The 18,173-nt window shown below is 54.9% G+C and carries 17 protein-coding genes; 8 read left to right on the top strand and 9 right to left on the bottom strand.

What is annotated here, in order from left to right; all coding sequences use genetic code 11:
- Window positions 1-9: 9 nt before the first annotated feature.
- Window positions 10-546: a VOC family protein gene (locus DK507_RS04745; RefSeq protein ID WP_162558896.1), complete on the top strand. Its 537-nt coding sequence runs from the start codon at window positions 10-12 to the stop codon at window positions 544-546.
- Here DK507_RS04745 and DK507_RS04750 read toward each other — a convergent pair.
- The 7 genes from DK507_RS04750 to DK507_RS04780 form a co-directional block, all read right to left on the bottom strand.
- Window positions 543-905: a hypothetical protein gene (locus DK507_RS04750; protein WP_109355228.1), complete on the bottom strand. Its 363-nt coding sequence runs from the start codon at window positions 903-905 to the stop codon at window positions 543-545. The two genes, DK507_RS04745 and DK507_RS04750, sit on opposite strands and share 4 nt — an antisense overlap.
- On the bottom strand, window positions 902-2,158 hold the full coding sequence (locus DK507_RS04755) for a class I SAM-dependent methyltransferase (RefSeq protein WP_109355229.1): 1,257 nt from the start codon (window positions 2,156-2,158) through the stop codon (window positions 902-904). Before DK507_RS04755 ends, DK507_RS04750 begins: the two co-directional genes overlap by 4 nt.
- Window positions 2,155-3,210, bottom strand: a complete 1,056-nt coding sequence (locus DK507_RS04760) for a nitrilase-related carbon-nitrogen hydrolase (protein ID WP_254054259.1) — start codon at window positions 3,208-3,210, stop codon at window positions 2,155-2,157. The genes DK507_RS04755 and DK507_RS04760 overlap by 4 nt, the downstream gene beginning before the upstream one ends.
- A 105-nt stretch (window positions 3,211-3,315) precedes the next feature.
- On the bottom strand, window positions 3,316-4,866 hold the full coding sequence (locus DK507_RS04765; RefSeq protein ID WP_109355231.1) for an FAD-binding oxidoreductase: 1,551 nt from the start codon (window positions 4,864-4,866) through the stop codon (window positions 3,316-3,318).
- Window positions 4,866-6,173 carry an MFS transporter gene (locus DK507_RS04770; RefSeq protein WP_109355232.1) on the bottom strand — a complete coding sequence of 436 codons (1,308 nt, stop codon included), beginning with the start codon at window positions 6,171-6,173 and terminating at the stop codon, window positions 4,866-4,868. Before DK507_RS04770 ends, DK507_RS04765 begins: the two co-directional genes overlap by 1 nt.
- 179 nt (window positions 6,174-6,352) lie before the next feature.
- Window positions 6,353-8,890 (bottom strand): TonB-dependent receptor, encoded by a 2,538-nt coding sequence (locus tag DK507_RS04775; protein ID WP_109355233.1) that lies wholly within the window; start codon window positions 8,888-8,890, stop codon window positions 6,353-6,355.
- 152 nt (window positions 8,891-9,042) lie between these two features.
- Window positions 9,043-10,032, bottom strand: a complete 990-nt coding sequence (locus DK507_RS04780) for a LysR family transcriptional regulator (RefSeq protein WP_109355234.1) — start codon at window positions 10,030-10,032, stop codon at window positions 9,043-9,045.
- Between the two features lie 115 nt (window positions 10,033-10,147).
- On the opposite strand from DK507_RS04780, the gene DK507_RS04785 reads away from it, so the two are divergent.
- Window positions 10,148-10,618 (top strand): hypothetical protein, encoded by a 471-nt coding sequence (locus DK507_RS04785; protein WP_109355528.1) that lies wholly within the window; start codon window positions 10,148-10,150, stop codon window positions 10,616-10,618.
- 90 nt (window positions 10,619-10,708) lie between these two features.
- Window positions 10,709-11,395, top strand: coding sequence for a hypothetical protein (locus DK507_RS04790; RefSeq protein WP_109355235.1), 687 nt, complete (start codon window positions 10,709-10,711; stop codon window positions 11,393-11,395).
- A gap of 60 nt (window positions 11,396-11,455) precedes the next feature.
- Here DK507_RS04790 and DK507_RS04795 read toward each other — a convergent pair whose 3' ends face one another.
- Complete coding sequence (locus DK507_RS04795; RefSeq protein WP_162558897.1) at window positions 11,456-12,364, bottom strand: DUF1838 family protein; 909 nt, start codon at window positions 12,362-12,364, stop codon at window positions 11,456-11,458.
- Between the two features lie 124 nt (window positions 12,365-12,488).
- On the opposite strand from DK507_RS04795, the gene DK507_RS04800 reads away from it, so the two are divergent.
- The 5 genes from DK507_RS04800 to DK507_RS04820 are packed head-to-tail and all read left to right on the top strand — an operon-like array spanning window position 12,489 to window position 17,366.
- Complete coding sequence (locus tag DK507_RS04800) at window positions 12,489-13,301, top strand: CoA ester lyase (protein WP_109355529.1); 813 nt, start codon at window positions 12,489-12,491, stop codon at window positions 13,299-13,301.
- 39 nt (window positions 13,302-13,340) lie between these two features.
- Window positions 13,341-13,850 carry a MaoC family dehydratase gene (locus DK507_RS04805; RefSeq protein ID WP_109355237.1) on the top strand — a complete coding sequence of 170 codons (510 nt, stop codon included), beginning with the start codon at window positions 13,341-13,343 and terminating at the stop codon, window positions 13,848-13,850.
- Window positions 13,851-13,898: 48 nt separating this feature from the next.
- Window positions 13,899-15,077: an acyl-CoA dehydrogenase family protein gene (locus tag DK507_RS04810; protein WP_174209019.1), complete on the top strand. Its 1,179-nt coding sequence runs from the start codon at window positions 13,899-13,901 to the stop codon at window positions 15,075-15,077.
- Window positions 15,074-16,270, top strand: coding sequence for a CaiB/BaiF CoA-transferase family protein (locus tag DK507_RS04815; RefSeq protein ID WP_254054260.1), 1,197 nt, complete (start codon window positions 15,074-15,076; stop codon window positions 16,268-16,270). The genes DK507_RS04810 and DK507_RS04815 overlap by 4 nt, the downstream gene beginning before the upstream one ends.
- 7 nt (window positions 16,271-16,277) lie before the next feature.
- The gene (locus DK507_RS04820; protein WP_109355239.1) at window positions 16,278-17,366 is read left to right on the top strand and encodes a CaiB/BaiF CoA-transferase family protein; all 1,089 of its coding nucleotides are present in this window, start codon (window positions 16,278-16,280) and stop codon (window positions 17,364-17,366) included.
- Window positions 17,367-17,374: 8 nt separating this feature from the next.
- Here DK507_RS04820 and DK507_RS04825 read toward each other — a convergent pair whose 3' ends face one another.
- Window positions 17,375-18,154 carry a GntR family transcriptional regulator gene (locus DK507_RS04825; RefSeq protein WP_109355240.1) on the bottom strand — a complete coding sequence of 260 codons (780 nt, stop codon included), beginning with the start codon at window positions 18,152-18,154 and terminating at the stop codon, window positions 17,375-17,377.
- Window positions 18,155-18,173 lie beyond the last annotated feature (19 nt).

The following is an 18,173-nucleotide window of genomic DNA, read 5'->3' on the forward strand; positions in this document are numbered from 1 at the left end:
GGCACCTTCGTGCGCAAATACCATAAATTCTTTATATCGTTGATCGCGGCGTTTTTGGTTCTCGCTTCACCCGCTCAAGCGGAAAAGTCGGGTACTGCTCGATTTGATCGGGCTTCGCTGATCGTCAAGGATATAGAGCAATCACTCGGATTTTGGCGCGACGTCATGCAATTTGAACTGCTGTTCGAGCCGCGACGGTTGCCGCCGCTCGAGAATGAATATTTGGGTTGGACAAAAGACACCGTGCTGACATTTGCTCGCCTGCAATCGCCGGACGGCGCGGGTATCGGTCTAATGGAAATCAAGCAACCTGGTTTTCCCGATCTGGAACTGGAAAAATACCCCAATGCCCATGGCAGTGTGATTTTCGTGCATGTCGCGCAAGATATTGAAGCACTACACAGGCGCGCACTTGCTGCAGGGGCTGTACTGAAACCATTGGGTTTGTCCCGCTCGGGAAGATCCAGGCAAATGTACCTGCGATCCCCAAGCGGTCATGTGCTGGAAATTTATGAACTGCTGCCGACGGAGCAAACGCAGAACTAGATTTCCTTCAGCTCCTTGCTGACCTCTTCCACCGGCGGTTCGGCCCGCTGCAATTCTTCGACCATCTGATGCGGCCCGCGCATCACCCGGTAGATATATTCGCGGATCATCGCGCCACGCTCATAGGCCGCCTCTTTGTCGGGCGTGTAGCTTTCGATATCGTCGCGGCTGATCGTCCCTTTGGCATCGAGCAGTCGTTCGACCGTATCCATACGTTCACGCAGCACCGACACCTCGCCGACCACTGCCATCAGAATGGACAGCATCCGTTCGTCCTCGGGATCGTCAAAATATTCCGGGCGCTTGCCTTTGGCCTTTTTATTGGCCGCGGCCATCCAGTCAAAAGGGGTATCGGTCATTCGGCTGCCTCCTGCATCTGATCAGCATTTTTCCAGGCACCATAAGCATGCCAGAAAGCGGCCCGGCCATGGTCCTCGTCCTCGCCAGTTGGTGCTTCGGGGAAAATCTCTCGATCAACAACGGCGCGGACCCCGGTTTCGAACAGCTCGTCACGGTCAAAGCCGGCTTTGACCATCTCGTCTTTCATATCCAGCGCATGCATGGAGGACCAGAAAGGCTCATTATTGTTGAACGCATCCCAGTCGCGCAGGAATTGCTCAAATAGCGGCATGGCGTCGGAATATTCCGGCTGTTCGAGATGCAGCATCAGGCCATTGTCAGCGAGGACGCGGTATCCTTCGGCGATGATTTTGGGCAGCGCCTTGCCGCTGGTTTCATGCAGGAACATCGTGGTTTGGACCCAGTCAAACGTGCCGTCGTCCCAGCGGGAGAGATCTTCGGCATTGGCCTGAATAAACTTGATATTGGTCGCGCCGAGCGATTGCGCGCGGGCATGGGCATAGCGCAAAATTGGGGCCGCCGTGTCGATTGCGATAAATTCACAATCGGGAAAAGCCAGCGCCAGCGGGACGATATTGTGGCCAACGGTGGTGCCGATATCGAGTACCCGGCGGGGTTCCCAGCCAGGGCGCTCTTTCTTGATCCAATCGACAAGCGCCTGTCCACCGCCGTCGGTCAGGGCGCCCAGACCGCCTCCGGTCGTCGCAAAAATGCCGCAGTCATAATTGGCTCCAGCCGATACATCTCCGGGCAGTTCCTCGCCATGATAGCTGCCCGGCATGCAATGAATGTCCACGGCCGACTGATAGCGCGGTACTGCGATTGCGGGGTTCAGTTCCAGCGTGCTTTTAACACCTTGGGCTCCCTCATTATATTGCCGGGCCTTGGCGTTCAACTCATCAATCTGGCGTAGCACAATGGCACGACCATTTTGCTGGCGCATTTCCATCGAGTTGCGTTTTAGCGCGGACCAGAATTTGTGGAACGGGTCCTTGTTCATTGCATGGCGAATCTCGAAACGATCCTGCGGTTCCCGGCCATGTTCTTTCAAAAAAGCCGGCAGGACGCGCTTGTCATAAGCCAGCTTGTTGCCGGGGCTTAACGTGCTCGCCATGAACTTGTTGAAATTGGCGAGGAAATCAAATCGCGCGATTTCATCGTGGGACGGCTGCGGAGATACGCCATGCCGGGCCACTGCGTTATAGGGCGGTGCGACGTCCAGTTTCTGGTCGTTCGGGACTGTTTTGCTCATATCAAGCCCTCCTTTATCATGCGCTCTATCGTTTCTTCCTGAGTGCGCAGGAAATAATCGCGATCCGGGGTCTTCACTTCATTGACCTCGATCAAACCATCGGCTTTTTGTACGGACAAATTACCATAAGTGGCGGCAAAAAGCTCCAGTCGCTGGCGTGCCAGGAAATTTGTCATTGCCGGCTTGCGCCGTGCGGCGCGTAATGCGCCCAAATCGATATCGGCAAAGGCTGTGAAAGTCTCACCGCTGTTCGACTCGGCCATTACCCGGCCCTTGTAATCCACCACCATGCTGTTGCCGTCGGCGGAGGCCAGCGGCAGGGTCGTATTTTCTATGCCTGCCGTATTGGCCGAGACGACATAGGCCATATTTTCCTGCGCCCGCGCCCGCTTGCCAATATCTTTGAGCGTGTCGAGCGGGGAGCCGATTTCCGAAGAACTGTGCACGAAAACTTCCGCCCCGCGCAGCGCATGGGCGCGGGTTATTTCGGGATAGAGTATCTCTTCCGAGGCGATCGCGGCCAGATTGCCGATCTCGGTTCTCGCCACCGGGAATACACCGTCGAGGCCATAGATATCAAGATATTTGGTCCAGACATCATGCGGCGTCGGTGCGAACATCGAATTGAGCCGGCGATAGCGCAGCACAACCTCACCCGACGGCGCGACCACGAAGCTGGTCTGGAAATAGATACCGGGAAAATTAGCATCCACTTCATAGGCATTGCCGGCGATGAACATTTTTAGCCGCTGCGCCATTGCACCCAGCGCCTCATATTCCGGGCCATCGACTTCCAGCGCAGCTTTGTCGGCAAAATCGGGGATGGAAATGCGCCCCGGATAGCTGGTCAGCAGATATTCGGGCAGCACCGCCAGCTTGGCCGGACTGCCAGCATATTGCTGAATGAAAATCGTCGCGGAGCGGATCTTGGTCTCTATCTCGCCGATCATCACCAGCATTTGCGCGCGGGCAGACGCCTTGTCCGGCGTTTTTTCAATCGAACGGGCAGCCAGTTGCATCGCGACGGCGGCGTAATTTTTCGTTTCGGTCATAATGCTGTCTTTATCATATTTTCCGGTCGAGGCTAAAACAGGTGTTGTGACGGTGGCACAAAGTGCCGCGGCCATCATCTGTCTGCGGTCAAAGTCCATCTCGTTCTATAGGCCGAGCGATCCCGGATTCATAAGCCCCTTTGGATCAACGGTTTTTTTCAAATCTTGCAGCAGGCCATCGGCGGCCGAGTCAAGGCTGTCGCGGTAGCGATAGGTTCTCCCGATCTGCAAATGCGCCGCGCCCTGATCATGGAACAGGTCGACAAGCGCCTGTTTCAGTTTCTGGGTCAGCTCCCATGCTTCGCTGTTGCTTTCCAATGTCGGCAGCTTTGCGAAATGTGAAGATTCTATAGTCGCCTGATGGACAGGGTTTGAAGCATCTGGCCAGTAGAGGCAGGGCTCGATAATCGCGCCTGAACCGCTGACGGCCGATACCAGTATACCGGTGAAGATGCCGTGCCGGTCCATCTCTGCGCGATGATCTTCGAACAACCTCAGGATCGCATCGTAACAGGCAACTGCCCGGCTATGCGGCAGCAAACCGTGAACCGGTGCCCAGCGTTCGCCTTGCGGGCCGAGCATGCTGTTGAGCGGCCCGAACGGATTGGCGCGGATTATCTTGGGAATGGTGTTCTCGGTCTCGGTGGCCCCATTATCCAAAGCCATTTTTCGTGCCCGTTCCAGGTCATCATCCGCCGCCGCCTGAATACGCGCCTCGGTCAGTACATGGAGCGAGAATTTCGCCTCGTCCATAAAGTCGCGGCCCGCGGCAACAACTTTTGCCCCTTCTTTGATCGCGCCCCAGACACTGCCCTGTTTTTTCATCATCTGACCTAATGCCTTGGCGTCGCTGCCAAGGCTGTCGCGTTGCATGCGAATGGCGTTCAGACTGGGGTCAAAACCGAAACATTCGGTCGAAACACCGGAACGTTCGATGGCGCCCATTGCCGAGAGAATGTCCTCGTGCTTTTCGAAGGTGAAGCTGGCATAGCCATGAGCCTCAGCTTCAGGGATCAAGCGCAGCGTAATCGTTGCTTTCATACCAAGTGCACCGGTGTCGGCCAGGAAAAGCCCGGTCAGGTCGGGACCATAAGGCCGAGTGAAATCCGCACCGGTTTTCAGGATCGTGCCATCCGCGAGTACAACTTCCATGGCGATACAGCTTTGTGCCGCGGTGCCATAGCGACCGGAACCCCAGAACAGGCAGTTCTGGCTCATCCCGCCACCAATCGATGCCTTCAGCCCGGAAAGGGTTCCCCAGAACGGCGTGCGTAAACCGTTCGGCGCAAGCGTTTCATATAATTTCGCCCAGGTGCAGCCCGCCTCGACCGTGACCGTCATATCGGTCTCGTTAATCTCCAGTATCCGGTCCATCGCAGCGAGGTCGAACAATACAGCGCCAGCCTTCTCCGTCGTATAGCCGCCTGTATAGCTCATCCCGCCACCGCGCGGGACGACCGGGATATTCTGAGTCGTGGTGGCAGCAATTGCTGCCGACAGTTCATTCTTGTCTTTGGGCCGGACCACCGCAAGCAGATCCGCACCGCGTTGATAGACATCATGGGCATAGAAGTTGAGCGTTTCTGAATCGGTCAGGACTTCCGCGCCCGTATCGGCGATAAATTCTATGGCTGTGGGATTGGCTTTCGTGGCCATCAGCTTGGCTCCATGGCTAGTTTTTCTGTGGGGGAGGAATCAGTTTCAGGGAAGCTCTCCGGATAACGGCCGAGGAACAACAACAGCCCGCCGCCAATTACGAAGGCAAAAATGGCGACACTCAATATGGGGTCATAGCTGCCCATATTGTCGCGTACGCTGGCGTAGATGATCGGCGACAGGGCCGAGAAAAAACCGAAAGGCATATAGAGCATGCCATAGATTTTACCATAATTGGCCATGCCGAAATAGCGCCCGGTCAGATAGGCGATCAGATCGCTTTCTGCCCCTGCTGCGAAGCCCAGGAGGAAACCCGCAATTGCAGCCATCGAAAAGCTAATGTTGTCGCCTAGCAGGACATAGCATGAGATGGCCGGCAAGCAGAGCAACGGAAAGGCAACAAAACCCTGCCAGAACCGGTCGAGCAGCGCGCCGGTAATGATCCGCCCGGACAATATGCCGATGCCCAGAACTCCCATGACGGATGCTGCGGTTTGGGCGTCCAGTCCGCGGTCGCCAAGCATTGTCGGCAGATTGATAAATGCACCGCCGAAGGCTGTGGCGATGACCGCGATAGACAACCAGATCAACCAGAAACGATAGTCTTTCAGGGCCACACGCAATGTGACGCCGGTCAGGTTGCCGCTATCGCTTAAAATTGCCTTGGGACGTTCTTCCGGCCGCGGTTCGCGGAACAGGAAATAACCAAGTGGCAGAGCAACGAACAGCGGCAGAGCAGCGACGATGGCAAACATCGCCCGCCAGCCATAGTTTTCGATACCCCAAACCGCGAGCTTGGGAACGGTGATAGCGGCAAGACTGGTGCCAAGCAGCAATATACCGAGCGCCAGTCCGCGATTTTTGTAGAACCACAGATTGATTGCGCGGCTCCAGCTGACCGGCGTCGAACCAATGCCAATCAAGCCGACAAGTACCCACAAGGCATAGTAGATATAGAGGGTCGATGTGACCTGTGCCGTCGGGGTCAATGAAATAGCTGCGAAAGACAGGCCAAAGGCTAGCAGCGAATAGAGCGCGACTTTCCGCACACCATATTTGTCCGCCAGCGAACCAAAAAATGGGGCCAGCAGAGATGCGATAATGCCGAAGATCGTTATCGGAAAGAGTATCTGGGTTCGGGTCCAGCCGAATTCTTCAATGAGCGGTTCGACGGTAAAACCGATGACATTAAAGGGTATTGGTGATGCGCCGCAGGCTACACCTAGGACGCCGGCGAGCAAGACCTTCCAGCCCATGGCAAATTCGCTTCGCTCGGGTTCGGTCACTGATGTTTCTGATATATTCATTGTGCGCTTGTGCCTCTCCGATGGATGACAGGCAAGATATGATTAGTCCGGACATCTGCGTCGACACGATCGGTGTGTCTAGCGTCCGGCCTGTCGCCTGAAATCAAATGTTCCGCTGGCTCCGGGGATGAGCCTGGAGCCAACGGAAAGCGATATTTTCGGCCTTGCTTCCTTTGTCGTTAAAAATCAAAACGTCCCTTGATCAGGAAGGTCCGTGGTGGGTTCAGATAGCTGAAATTGGCCAATGTGGATTCCACTGATTCCTCATCGAAGCAGTTTTTGCATTCTGCTGTGATCGACCAGCCTGCATCGCTCTTTAGCGCCAGTCCGGCATTGACGATCCACCGGTCTTCCGAAAAGCTCCCGGTTATGACATCGCCATTGCCGAGCGTGTTTGAAGGGAAAACCGTTCCGGACGGGCCCGTTATCGGCTGATCAAACAGCGTGACTTCGCTGGTACCGGTTTCGCTGTCGCTGCGCCAGTTGGCATTGATCGAAGGAACAAGCGACAAACCATCGCCAAATTCCGCAGTATAGCTTGCGCCAATTGCAATGGTGAAATCAGGTGTTCTGACAGGTTCTGCTATACTGCCGTCCGGCGCAACAATGCCCACACCACAAGATGCTGCCGTATCTGCTCCGGCTACATTGGGGATCAATCCACCAGCGAGCTGGGCCTGACAGGCTGCTTGCTGGGCATTGACGGACTGCACGCCAAAGGCATCGAGCGGCGCTGCATTGCGATCAATGCGGTAATTATCGTCCTGATAGCCCAGAGATGCGAAGATATTTAGCCCATCATAAAGTGCCGTGTTCAGCTCAACTTCAAGCCCGCGGTTCCGGTAATCGGCAAAATTCCGGGTGATGAAAGCCAGGGATCCATCAGGACGGATAAAGGCGGAAGGGGTTTGCAAGCCATCAATATCAAGCTGGAAGGCGGTAACATTCAACCGGACACGGCGATCGAAAAATTCCGATTTGAAGCCGGCTTCATAGCTCCATGCCTTTTCAGGACCGAAGGGCAGAAGCTCCCCGGGCGATGTTCCACGCGCATTCCAGCCGCCCGATTTGAAGCCGCGGGTGGCGGAGGCGAACAGCAGAATGTCATCCGACACATCATAGTTTATCGCAAAGCGCGGGGTCCAGATTTTGACATTCTGTTCCTGCGGAATGGCCGCTCCGTTATTTGCAACCAGATTGGCGCTGTCGATACAGGTGCTTGGAGCGAACTGAAACGGGCCGAAACAGGTATTTTGTCCCAGGGCATTGGTTCCGACAATTGGCCGATTGTCGCGCACCGCAAAGGTCTTTTCCTCATCCGTATAGCGGATACCGGCGGTCAGTTTCAGTGCGTCGGTGATATTGACATCGGCTTGCAAATAGCCGGCCCAAGCCGTGGTTTCATTGCGGATCTCCCTGTCCGCGAGAACCAGCGGGAAGCCAGCCGGAAGCGGCGGAAAGGCGAGGGAGAATATGTCACCAAAGTCAGTCCGGTTATTTTCCTCGAAATAATAAACGCCACCGACAAAATCGATCAGGCCATCGCCTAGCGAGCCGGTAATCTTGATTTCTTGTGTGAACTGGTCATGTTCGCCCTGATTGGCGATGGTAAAGCCGCCGCTGGTGAAACCGATGACCGGCGGTATTGGCGTTGAAGTGCTTGGCAAGCCGCGACCATCGGCAAAGTCGAGCCCGAAATCCTGGCTTAAATCAATGAAGCCGGTAATCAGATTGACCGTGATATCACCCAAACCAATTTCGAGATTGGAAGAGACAAAATCCATCTCGACTTCGTTGCCCAGCCCGAAATCGCTCTTAGGACCCGTTAAAATACCGTTGAAATTACTGTCCTTGGTCAGGCCCGTTGTGACAAATCGTCCAGAGCAGTTGGTCGGATCTGCCGGATCGCAATCAAAGTTCAGGATGTTTCCGGCATCGGCATAGGTATGCATGTAAGAGCCGGTCCAGCGAACGGAGTCAGACAATTCTCCACGGAACCCCAAGCGGACACCCCAGCCATCGGTTTCATTGGTGCGCTCTCCGGTAGTCGTGTTCTGGGCATAGCCCTCGTCGTCCTGAAAATAGCCGGAGACTTTGACGGCGAAGCTGTCTGCCAAAGGCACATCCACCGATGCGCGTACAAGATAGCGTTCATAGCTGCCATATCCCGCTTCCACATAGCCAGCAAATTCATCTCCGGGTTCTTTCAGGATCACATTGATCGCGCCGCCGGTTGTATTCCGGCCAAATAATGTACCCTGGGGACCGCGAAGTACCTCCAGGCGTTCGACATCGAAAAAGGACAGGTTATTGGCATTTTGCCGCGACATGTAGATATCGTCGACATAGGTGCCAATGGGTGGGTCAAATGTGGCAATGGATTCCGTATTGCCGATCCCGCGCAGGAAATAGGAGTTGGCGGTGCCGAGGCCGGTATTGTTTAGTCCAACGAGATTGGGGACAAATTGTGCTACCTCCAAAGCATTGGATACGCCGCGGGTTTCGAGTTCCTCGGCAGAAAAGGCGCTGATCGCGATGGGGATGTCCTGAACGCTCTCTTCTCTGCGCTGTGCAGTCACCACAATGACATTCAGTCCACCTTCTTCAGACGCTTCCTGCTCTGTTGATGATTGTGCATGGGTCGGCGCACCCGCTAGCGCCGTTAGTGCCAATCCAAAAATGGCAGTATTTCGATAGATTGCTTTGCGCGTTGTCATTTTCGTCTCCCTGGTTCCGGACATGAACAGAATGCTTGATGTGCATCCAAGTTGTCCAGACAAATTTTAGGAGTCTTCGCTAATCTTCTTGATAGGGTCAGTGCTAACAACCAATTGGGCGTTATCTACAACCAACTGGATTTTCGCGACTCTTATGGCCTTTCCGCCACAGTCATCCCGTGCAACTGATTGATGCCGACAATAGATCGGCAGGCGGCGACCAGTTCGTTTTTCAGGCTCTGGGCTGCTGGCTGCAGCAAGGAATTGCGGCGAATCGCAAAATAGGCGGTACGTGCCACCGGAAACTCTGTCCCCTCAATGATGTGATATTGGGCGCGCTCCTCTTCCGTTGCGATCAGTTCCTTGGCAAGCAGCATGACTGCGTCGCTTTGCAACAGGGTTGATTTGGCAAGAATAACCGAATCCATATCGACATATTTGGCCGGCGGGGAAAGACCGGCGGCAAGAAACACGTTGCAGATACGCTGCCATTGCATCTGGAGCTGCATGGATACCAGCCATGTCTGGGAAGATAAGTCTTCCAGCGTAATGTCGGTTTTCGATGCGAGCGGATGATCGCGCCGCATCATGATAACATCGCGGTCCTCAAACATCTCGGTCGTGTCGATGGCATTGTCGATTTCGAGATCGGAGGGCGGAGCACTGGCGACAAATTCAACCTCCCCGCGCAGCAGCTTCTCGTAAAGCGTTTTGGTGTCGCCTGAGGTGATGCTCAGTGTCACGCCCGGCTGCTTCTCGCTGAAACGATTGATCACCATGGGGGCTATGCGGGTGAGGAAGGACCAGCCGAGGCCGATGCGGACATAACCGCGATCTGCACCGCGCATGGCACTGATCTCTGCGGCTGCGAGTCGGCTTTCCGCGGTAATGACTTTGGCGCGGCGGGCCAGGGCATGGCCGAACTGCGTGGGTTCAGCGCCAAATGCGCCTCGTTCGAACAGCCGCACACTGAGTGTCTCTTCCAGCTTTGCAACACTTTTGGAAACGGCCTGCTGGCTGACATCATTATTGCTGGCGGCGCGGGAAAAACTGCCTGTGTCATAGACGGACAGAAAATGCTGCAATTTCTGCGGATCCATCGATGGCTTGATGAAGCGTTGGCGCAAGTCGGGTTCGGTCATCAATATTCCTCTCCAGATATGATACAATCAATAGCTGTACAAAAGCCAATGATGGTTGTTAGCAGGCGAGTATCACGTCGCCTAACGAATGCAAAATGTTATGCAACAGGGGCGGATGACCGTGACAGCGCAGACCAAAGCGATACTGACCGATCTCATGCCAGGTATGATGAAGCATGAAGGCGTTTGGACAGGTATTTACCGTCATGTCGACACGGAAAATCAACTGGTCGATCGGCACAAGGCGCGCGTTGAATGCATTTTTCCACATGACGGTCCCTACGCCTATATCCAGAAAAACCTGTTCCGGTGGGATGACGGCCGCGAATATCGATCGACCCTCAACGGTGTGTTGCGCGATGGCAAGCTGTGGTGGGACAATGATAATTTCGATGGTTGCGGATGGGAAACGGACTTTGGACTCGTCCTGCTCAACCTGAACCGCAAGGATGATCCTGGTGCGAATTTCTATGAGATTATCTGCCTCGGCGACGATGGCAACCACCGGGCGCGGACGTGGCACTGGTTCAAGGACGGACAATTGTTCAAGCGAACGCTGTGCGACGAACACCGGATCATGGACTAACCAATCTGTTGGGATTTCCGGATGGGCATTGCAATTTGTCCGGACATATATGATCATGAGATGATCAGGTAACAGACGGGGGCCGGTGCGATGATAGAACTTTTCAACTTTTCCTTTTATCAGCTGCTGGTCTTTGTCCACATCCTGCTGTTTGTCCTGTGGCTCGGTGCCGATGTCGGCGTCTTCATGCTCGGCCAGCATTTTCGCAAGCGGGAGAAATATGATCTGCCGCAACGTTTGATTCTGCTGCAACTGCTCGTCAATCTTGACATGACGCCACGCACCGCCTGGGCCTTGATGGTGCCACTTACGATAACGATGGTCGATGCCGGGGGCTGGTGGGACGTGCCGGTCTGGGGTGTGGCGCTCTCCTGGGTCGTCGGGGCTGTCTGGCTGTGGCTGGTCTGGGATGCGCATATCCATGACCAGACCGAGCGCGCTGCACGGGATCGGAAAATCGAGTTTGTACTGAAAATCGGCCTAACCGCTTTTTACCTTGGCCTCGGCACCCTTTCGTTGGTGCAAGGCGAGCCGCTTATGCCGGTATGGCTCGCGACCAAGGCGCTCATGTTTGGCCTGATTTTCGCTGCGGCCATCATGATCGATGTTGCGTTCAAGCCGGTTGGGCCACAGCTTGGCAAACTGATTGCGGAAGGATCATCGGATGAAACCGAAATTCCGTTGCGTAAGACAATGGACACCACTCGCATCTGGGTCTGGATCGTCTATCTGTTGCTGCTTGCCACGGCGTTTCTCGGCAATATCAAGCCGTTTTAGGGCAAAAAAAGAGGCCGACCATATTGGCCGACCCCCAGGGAGAAACTCTGACGCGAAGCCTTATTTCTTGTCCGCTTCGGCTGCCCGCTCCGCATCAATCATTTTCTTGAACACGGTCCAGGTCGTTTCATTCTTGCGCGGATCATCGCCAGGAGGCGGTGCGGTATACTCGGGATAATTGAGCGCAATCTCATCCTTGATCACGTCCGGTAGCTCATCATAGCTCTTCAGCTTCGCGCCCATGGCGTTAAAGACCATCTGTCCTTGCCGTCCGCGCATCTTCATCCACGGCATCCAGTCTGAAATCCGTACCCAGCTGATTGATGGATAAGCGGTTGGGTTTTTCGTATCCAGCATCTCGTCAGCCAGCATGGTGAAGTCGAAAATTTCCATTGCGTGATATTTGTTGCCGACATAATCCTGATAATCGCCCGCCAGCACATTGTGGTAAAAGAGCGGCACTTCGATCGGCATGAACATCCAGTTGCCCTGTGTGCGGATATTGGGCAGCGTGTAAGGCGTGCCATCGGCGCGATAAGGATAATTCGGCCGGCTGTTCACCGGATCATTGGCGATCTGCATGACCTTGACCGTCTCTCCCGTCCAGGGATTATCCCATGTGCGCAGTACCTCGTTGGTCTTGGGATCAAGGTAGAACATCACTTCGCGGCTGACTTGCCGGTAACCGACACCGCGTTTGGGATCTTCGATCCGTACACATTGCCGGATATTCATGCCTTCACCATTATAAAGATGCCGATCAGGTTCACCCTGTACGCGGGAATAGACTTTTCCCGACCAGTGATAAACAGCCGGTACGCCATCAGCGGTCCCGCATTGTGTTCGCTTCATGATCTCCAAGGCATCTTCCGGTTTTTCCGGGTCAAGCATCCGCGCTGCAGAAGGGCTGGCCAAAGCAAAAGATGCTACCATCGTCGCCAGAGCTGTTTGCCTAAAAAATCGATTCATTTCACGCTTCTCCCTAAAAATCATGTCGAGTGATCATGCAATTAATTTCACTTTCTGGTTGACTTTAGATTTGTCCGGACAAATTGTGAAGAGGTAATATTGATCGAACATGATAATGGACCCTATGACCGGTTTTACCAACTTCCTTTTTGTGCCTGCCAATCGGCCCGAACGCTTTGAAAAAGCAGCGAATAGCGGTGCAGATCTGATTTGTATCGACCTTGAGGATTCGGTCCCTGCAGATCAAAAAGACAGCGCCCGCGAATCTGTCTTGGATGGCTTGAAAACGCTCGACCGGTCAAAAACCGCGGTGCGAATCAATGGTATAAAGACTGCTTCGGGTCTGGCCGATCTGCTTGCGTTATCGGCCGCTGATCATCTTCCCTCCCTGCTTTTCCTGCCGATGGTGGAAAGTGCTGCCGAGGTTGAAATTGCCCATTGTATCTTGGGCGACCGGGTTGATGGTCTGGTGCCGCTGATCGAAACGGTCAAAGGCTTGCGTGCTGGCGACGAGATTGCCGCCAGCGATGGCGTCACTGCTATGATGTTCGGTGGCGGTGATTTTTCTGCGGAGCTTGGTACGAAACTGGAATGGGAGCCGCTTCTGGCTGCACGCGGTGCGTTTATCCTCTGCTGCGCTTCGGCGGCGATCGCCGCGATTGATGTTCCCTATATCGATATGGGAAATGAGGCCGGGCTGGAAGAAGAATCCGCCAAGGCAAAAGCAATGGGCTTTCATGCAAAGGCTGCAATCCATCCAAAACAGATTGCTGCCATTGCCAAGGCGATGAAACCGACGGAGGCTGAAGTGGCTGAAGCGATAGACGCAATAAATGCATTTGATGCAGCTGGCGGCAAAGCGATTAGCCATAATGGGCGTATGCTGGAGGCTCCGGTTATGCAACGATACAGGCATATCGCGGCAGCAGCCGGATAAAACAGAAGAACAGAATGTTTAATCAACAAGGACAAATATATGCGTGATGGAGTTATAGAAGTCAGCCCGGGCCGTTTCCGCGAAACATTTGGACGCTACTTTGAGGATTTTGAAGTCGGTCATATTTACGAGCATCGTCCCGGCCGGACAATCACCGATACCGACAATGTGCACTTCACCTTGCTGACGATGAACACGCATCCCGCGCATTTCGACTATGAATTCGCCAAGAAAACCGAATTTGAAAAACCGCTGGTCTGCTCTCCGCTGACCGTAGCGTTGATGGTCGGGATGAGCGTTTCGGATACCAGCCAGAAAGCAGTAGCCAATCTTGGCTGGGACAAAATCCGCCTCACTCACCCGCTATTTCCCGGCGATACACTTTATGCGGAAAGTGAAGTGCTGGAAAAGCGGGAATCATCGTCACGTCCGGAACAGGGCATTGTGACAATCAAGACGATTGGCAAGAACCAGGACGATAAAGTCGTGTGCACTTTCGAACGCACCATGCTGATCTGGAAACGCGGCTTTGGCGGTGCGGACGATTAAATAAGAGGGGGAGGGAACCCCGAATTTAAGACATCAGGAGCGACAAAAATGGCAACGGCAATTGATAATGCACAGCATATGATTGATCCGGAAGAAGAACAGGCTTTCATGGATGCAATCCAGAAATGGATCGACCGTTCGGTGAAACCTGTCGTCATGGAACATGACCACGAAGATAAATGGCCGGAGCAGCTGGTTGGCGAAATGGCTGACATGGGGCTGTTTGGTGCAACCATCGGCGAGGAATATGGCGGCCTCGGCCTCCCGGCTACCAGCTATGCGAAAATCGTTGCCGAAATAGCCTCGCACTGGATGGCGATAACCGGGATATTCAATTCACACTTGATCATGGCCTGTGCGGTTGAGCGTTTTGGTACGGCAGAGCAGAAAGCCAAATGGTTGCCCAAATTTGCGAGCGGTGAAATTCGTGGTGGGCTGGCGCTGACCGAGCCCAATGCCGGCACGGATTTGCAAGCGATCCGTACGACGGCTGTCCGTGATGGTGATGAATATGTGATCAACGGGACCAAGACTTGGATTTCCAACGGAATTAACGGCAGTTGCTTTGCGCTGCTGGTGAAAACCGACCCCAAAGCGGACCCGCGCTACAAAGGTATGAGCCTGATGATCGCGCCCAAAGGTGAAGGCTTTACGGTTGGTAAGAAGTTCAAGAAATTGGGCTATAACAGCATCGACAGCGCGGAGCTGGTATTTGATAACTATCGCATTCCGGCAGAAAATCTGATTGGCGGTGTCGAGGGACAAGGATTCTTCCAAGCCACTGGCGGCTTGGAACTGGGGCGCATCAATGTCGCGGCGCGGGGTGTTGGTCTCGCCGAGGGTTCGCTCAGGCTAGCAACGGAATATGCGCAGCTGCGTGAGACAATGGGCAAGCCGATATCCGAGCATCAGGCGATCCAGTTGAAACTTGGCGAAATGGTGACCCGCGCCAGAGCGGCACGTTTGCTGACTCTTGATGCGGCTGAAGCCTATGATCGCGGCGAGCGCTGTGATCTGGAAGCGGGCATGGCGAAATATTTTGCTTCTGAAGCAGCGGTGCGGAATTCAGAAGAATCCATGCGTGTTCATGGCGGCTATGCCTATTCCAAGGAATATGAGATTGAACGCTATTATCGCGATTCTTTGCTGATGTGTATTGGAGAGGGGACCAATGAAATGCAGCGGATGATTATTTCCAAACAATGGGTGAAAAGGAACCCTGCGTGAGCGAGGCCAGGCAACCGCTGAAAGGCTTTCGTGTCCTTTCTGCCGAGCAATATGGGGCCGGTCCTTACGGCACTATGTTTCTGGCGCAGATGGGTGCCGATGTAATCAAGATCGAACCGCCAAAAGGCGGCGACACAGCGCGCCATGTCGGGCCGCATTGGCTACGCGAACAGGAAAGCCTCTATTTCCAGAGTTTCAACCTGAACAAGCGCTCGCTGACCCTCGATCTGCGTACCGAAGAAGGACAGCAGGTGCTTCATACACTCGCCAAAGACGCGCATGTCGTGGCGAATAATCTGCGCGGAGATGTGCCGGACAAGGTCGGCCTTAACTATGACGCTTTGAAAGCGGTCAATCCAGCGATCGTCTGTGCGCATATATCGGCTTATGGACGAAGCAATGAGCGGTCGAAATGGCCGGGCTATGATTATCTGATGCAGGCCGAGGCGGGTTTCTGCGCGCTGACCGGTGATCCTGACGGGCCGCCAGTGCGCTTTGGCCTGTCGATGGTTGATTTCATGACCGGCACAATGGCAGCCGTTGGTTTGCTTGCGGCCTTACTGGATGCGCAGCGTTCCGGCGAAGGCTGTGATGTCGATGTCGACCTCTTGTCCGCCGCTGTTCACCAGACCAGCTATCCGGCGCTCTGGTATATGAATGAGGATGATGTCACAGGACGTGCGCCTTTTGGCGCGCACCCGTCCGCGACGCCGAGCCAGATGTTCAAGGCCGCCGATGGCTGGATGTTTGTCATGGCGCAGCTGCCAAAATTTTGGGCCATATTATGCGAGCGTATTGGTCACGAGGAACTAACTACAGATCCGCGCTTTGATACACCGGCCAATCGTCTGACCAATCGGGAAGCCTTGTCGGACGTTTTGAGCGAGATATTCGCTGCGCAACCGGTCGCGTACTGGCTCGACCTGCTTCAGGGTCTGATGCCGGTTGCGCCGGTCTATGACCTCGATCAGGCACTGGATAGCCCATGGCTGCAAACCATTGGCATGCGGGACACGGTCAGCCATCCCGACCGTGCGGACATGAATGTCTTGTCCAGCCCGATCAAGCTGAATGGCGAGCGATTGCCAAACCGGGCAGGGCCCCTGCTTGGGGCGGACAGTGACGCTGTGCTGGCCGAGGCGGGCTATGATGCTGATGCGATTGCTGATCTGCGCGCAAAGGGGATAGTCTGATACGCTTATGGCCAAACTAACCGGCATCAAGGTCGTTGACCTCTCGCTTTTTCTGCCGGGCCCGATGCTCAGTATGATGATGGCTGACCATGGCGCAGAGGTGATCAAGGTCGAACCACCGACCGGAGACCCGGCACGGGAAATGGAACCGATGGAGGCGGGCCAGTCGGTCTGGTTCCGCAATCTCAATCGCGGCAAACAGGCGCTGGCGCTCGACCTGAAATCAGACGAAGGGCGGGAGCAGCTTTGGGAACTGCTGGCCGATGCCGACGTGATGATCGAAGGCTTTCGGCCCGGCGTGATGAAACGGCTGGGTTTTGACTATGACACTGTGTCAGGGCGTTTCCCGCGCATCGTCTATTGTTCGATTTCCGCCTTTGGGCAGGAAGGCGAAATGGCGCATCATCCTGCGCATGATTTGGCCGTGCAGGCCTTGTCAGGGTTTCTGTCCGTCAATGACGGTGCTGATGGCACACCCGTCGTGCCCGGTGTGCCGTCGGCGGATATGGCCGCGGGGCTCAACGGATTATCGGCGGTATTGATGGCGTTGATCGGGCGCGATAGTTCAGGCGAGGGCGATTATATCGACATCGCGATGTTTGACTCGATGCTGCCCTGGAGCGCCCATATTGCCGGATCGGCCATTGCCGGTGGTGCTTCTCCCCGATCCCAATCGCAACGGTCATTGGGCGGCGCGGCATTTTACAATGTCTATAAGACCGCAGATGAGCGGCATGTCGTCTTGGGCGCGCGTGAAGTCAAATTTGCACGTAATCTTTTGACCGCGCTGGACCGGCTGGACCTGCTGCCACTTGCCGAAGCGGAGCCGGGTGACGGGCAAGCACCATTGGTTGCGTTCCTGAGGGAGGTTTTCGCGACCAAAACGCGTGATCAATGGGTTGAGTGGTTTGCTGACAAGGACGTCGCTTTCTCCCCCGTTCTCGATTTTCGCGAAGCGCTTGATCAGGATTTTCTGCGTGAACGCGGCCTGCTGATCGAGGCACATGGCAGCCACCAGATCGGCCTCTCTTTCCGCTTTGCGTCGGAAACTGACTGGCAGCCGGAAGACGCACCGACCTTGGACAAGCAGCAATGACGCCGGCTTTAGTCCACCTCGATATGCATCGAATAGGCAAAGCGTTCGCCGGGATGATAGCTCGCCGAAATTTCGAACATCCGGTCGCTTTCGTCAAAATAGCAGCGCAGGATGCGCAGCACCGGATCACCCTTTTCCAGGCCAAGCTCCGAGAGAATGTCTTTGGTGCCCTTGATTGCCTGGATATCCTGCGTCACCCGGGCCACACTGACTTCGCCGAGCGTTTCAATCTGCCCAAACAAGGTTGTAGCGTTGACATCAATCTGCGCGACAGCATCGGCCAATTCGGGGTGAACCCAGGCTTCGGTCACCGCAATGGGACGCTTGCGCCCAGGCTTCATCCGCTTGCCGCGAAAGGCGAACCAGTCGCCATCAGCCTTGGCGCCAATCTGTTCCACAACATCTTTGGGAATGGCGCCCGCTTTTTTCTTTTCAAAAGCAATGGTGGTATCGCGCGCATATTGCAAAATCTCGCCAACATTACTCAGCGGCTGGTGCAGCGCACCGGCGCGGGCCGTCGCCGGTTGAACAACCGTGCCGGAACCCCGCTTGCGCGTAATCAGGCCCTCGGCGGTGAGTTTCCGCAAAGCTTCTCGGACCGTAAAGCGGCTGACATCATATTTTTTGCACAAGACGGATTCGGTCGGAAAATCACCGGGATCGGGATAGTCACCGCGCAGCACCGCTTCGCGCAGTTCGTCGGCCAGTTCCAGATAGCGCGGCTTTTTCTTGGACGAGCTTTTGGATTTAGCGGGTGCTTTCGCAGCCAATTTTTCTCTACCGGACATGGGGCCGTCTTAGGACGGG

It is taken from the genome of Sphingorhabdus sp. EL138, assembly GCF_900258045.1.
Taxonomy (GTDB): domain Bacteria; phylum Pseudomonadota; class Alphaproteobacteria; order Sphingomonadales; family Sphingomonadaceae; genus Parasphingorhabdus.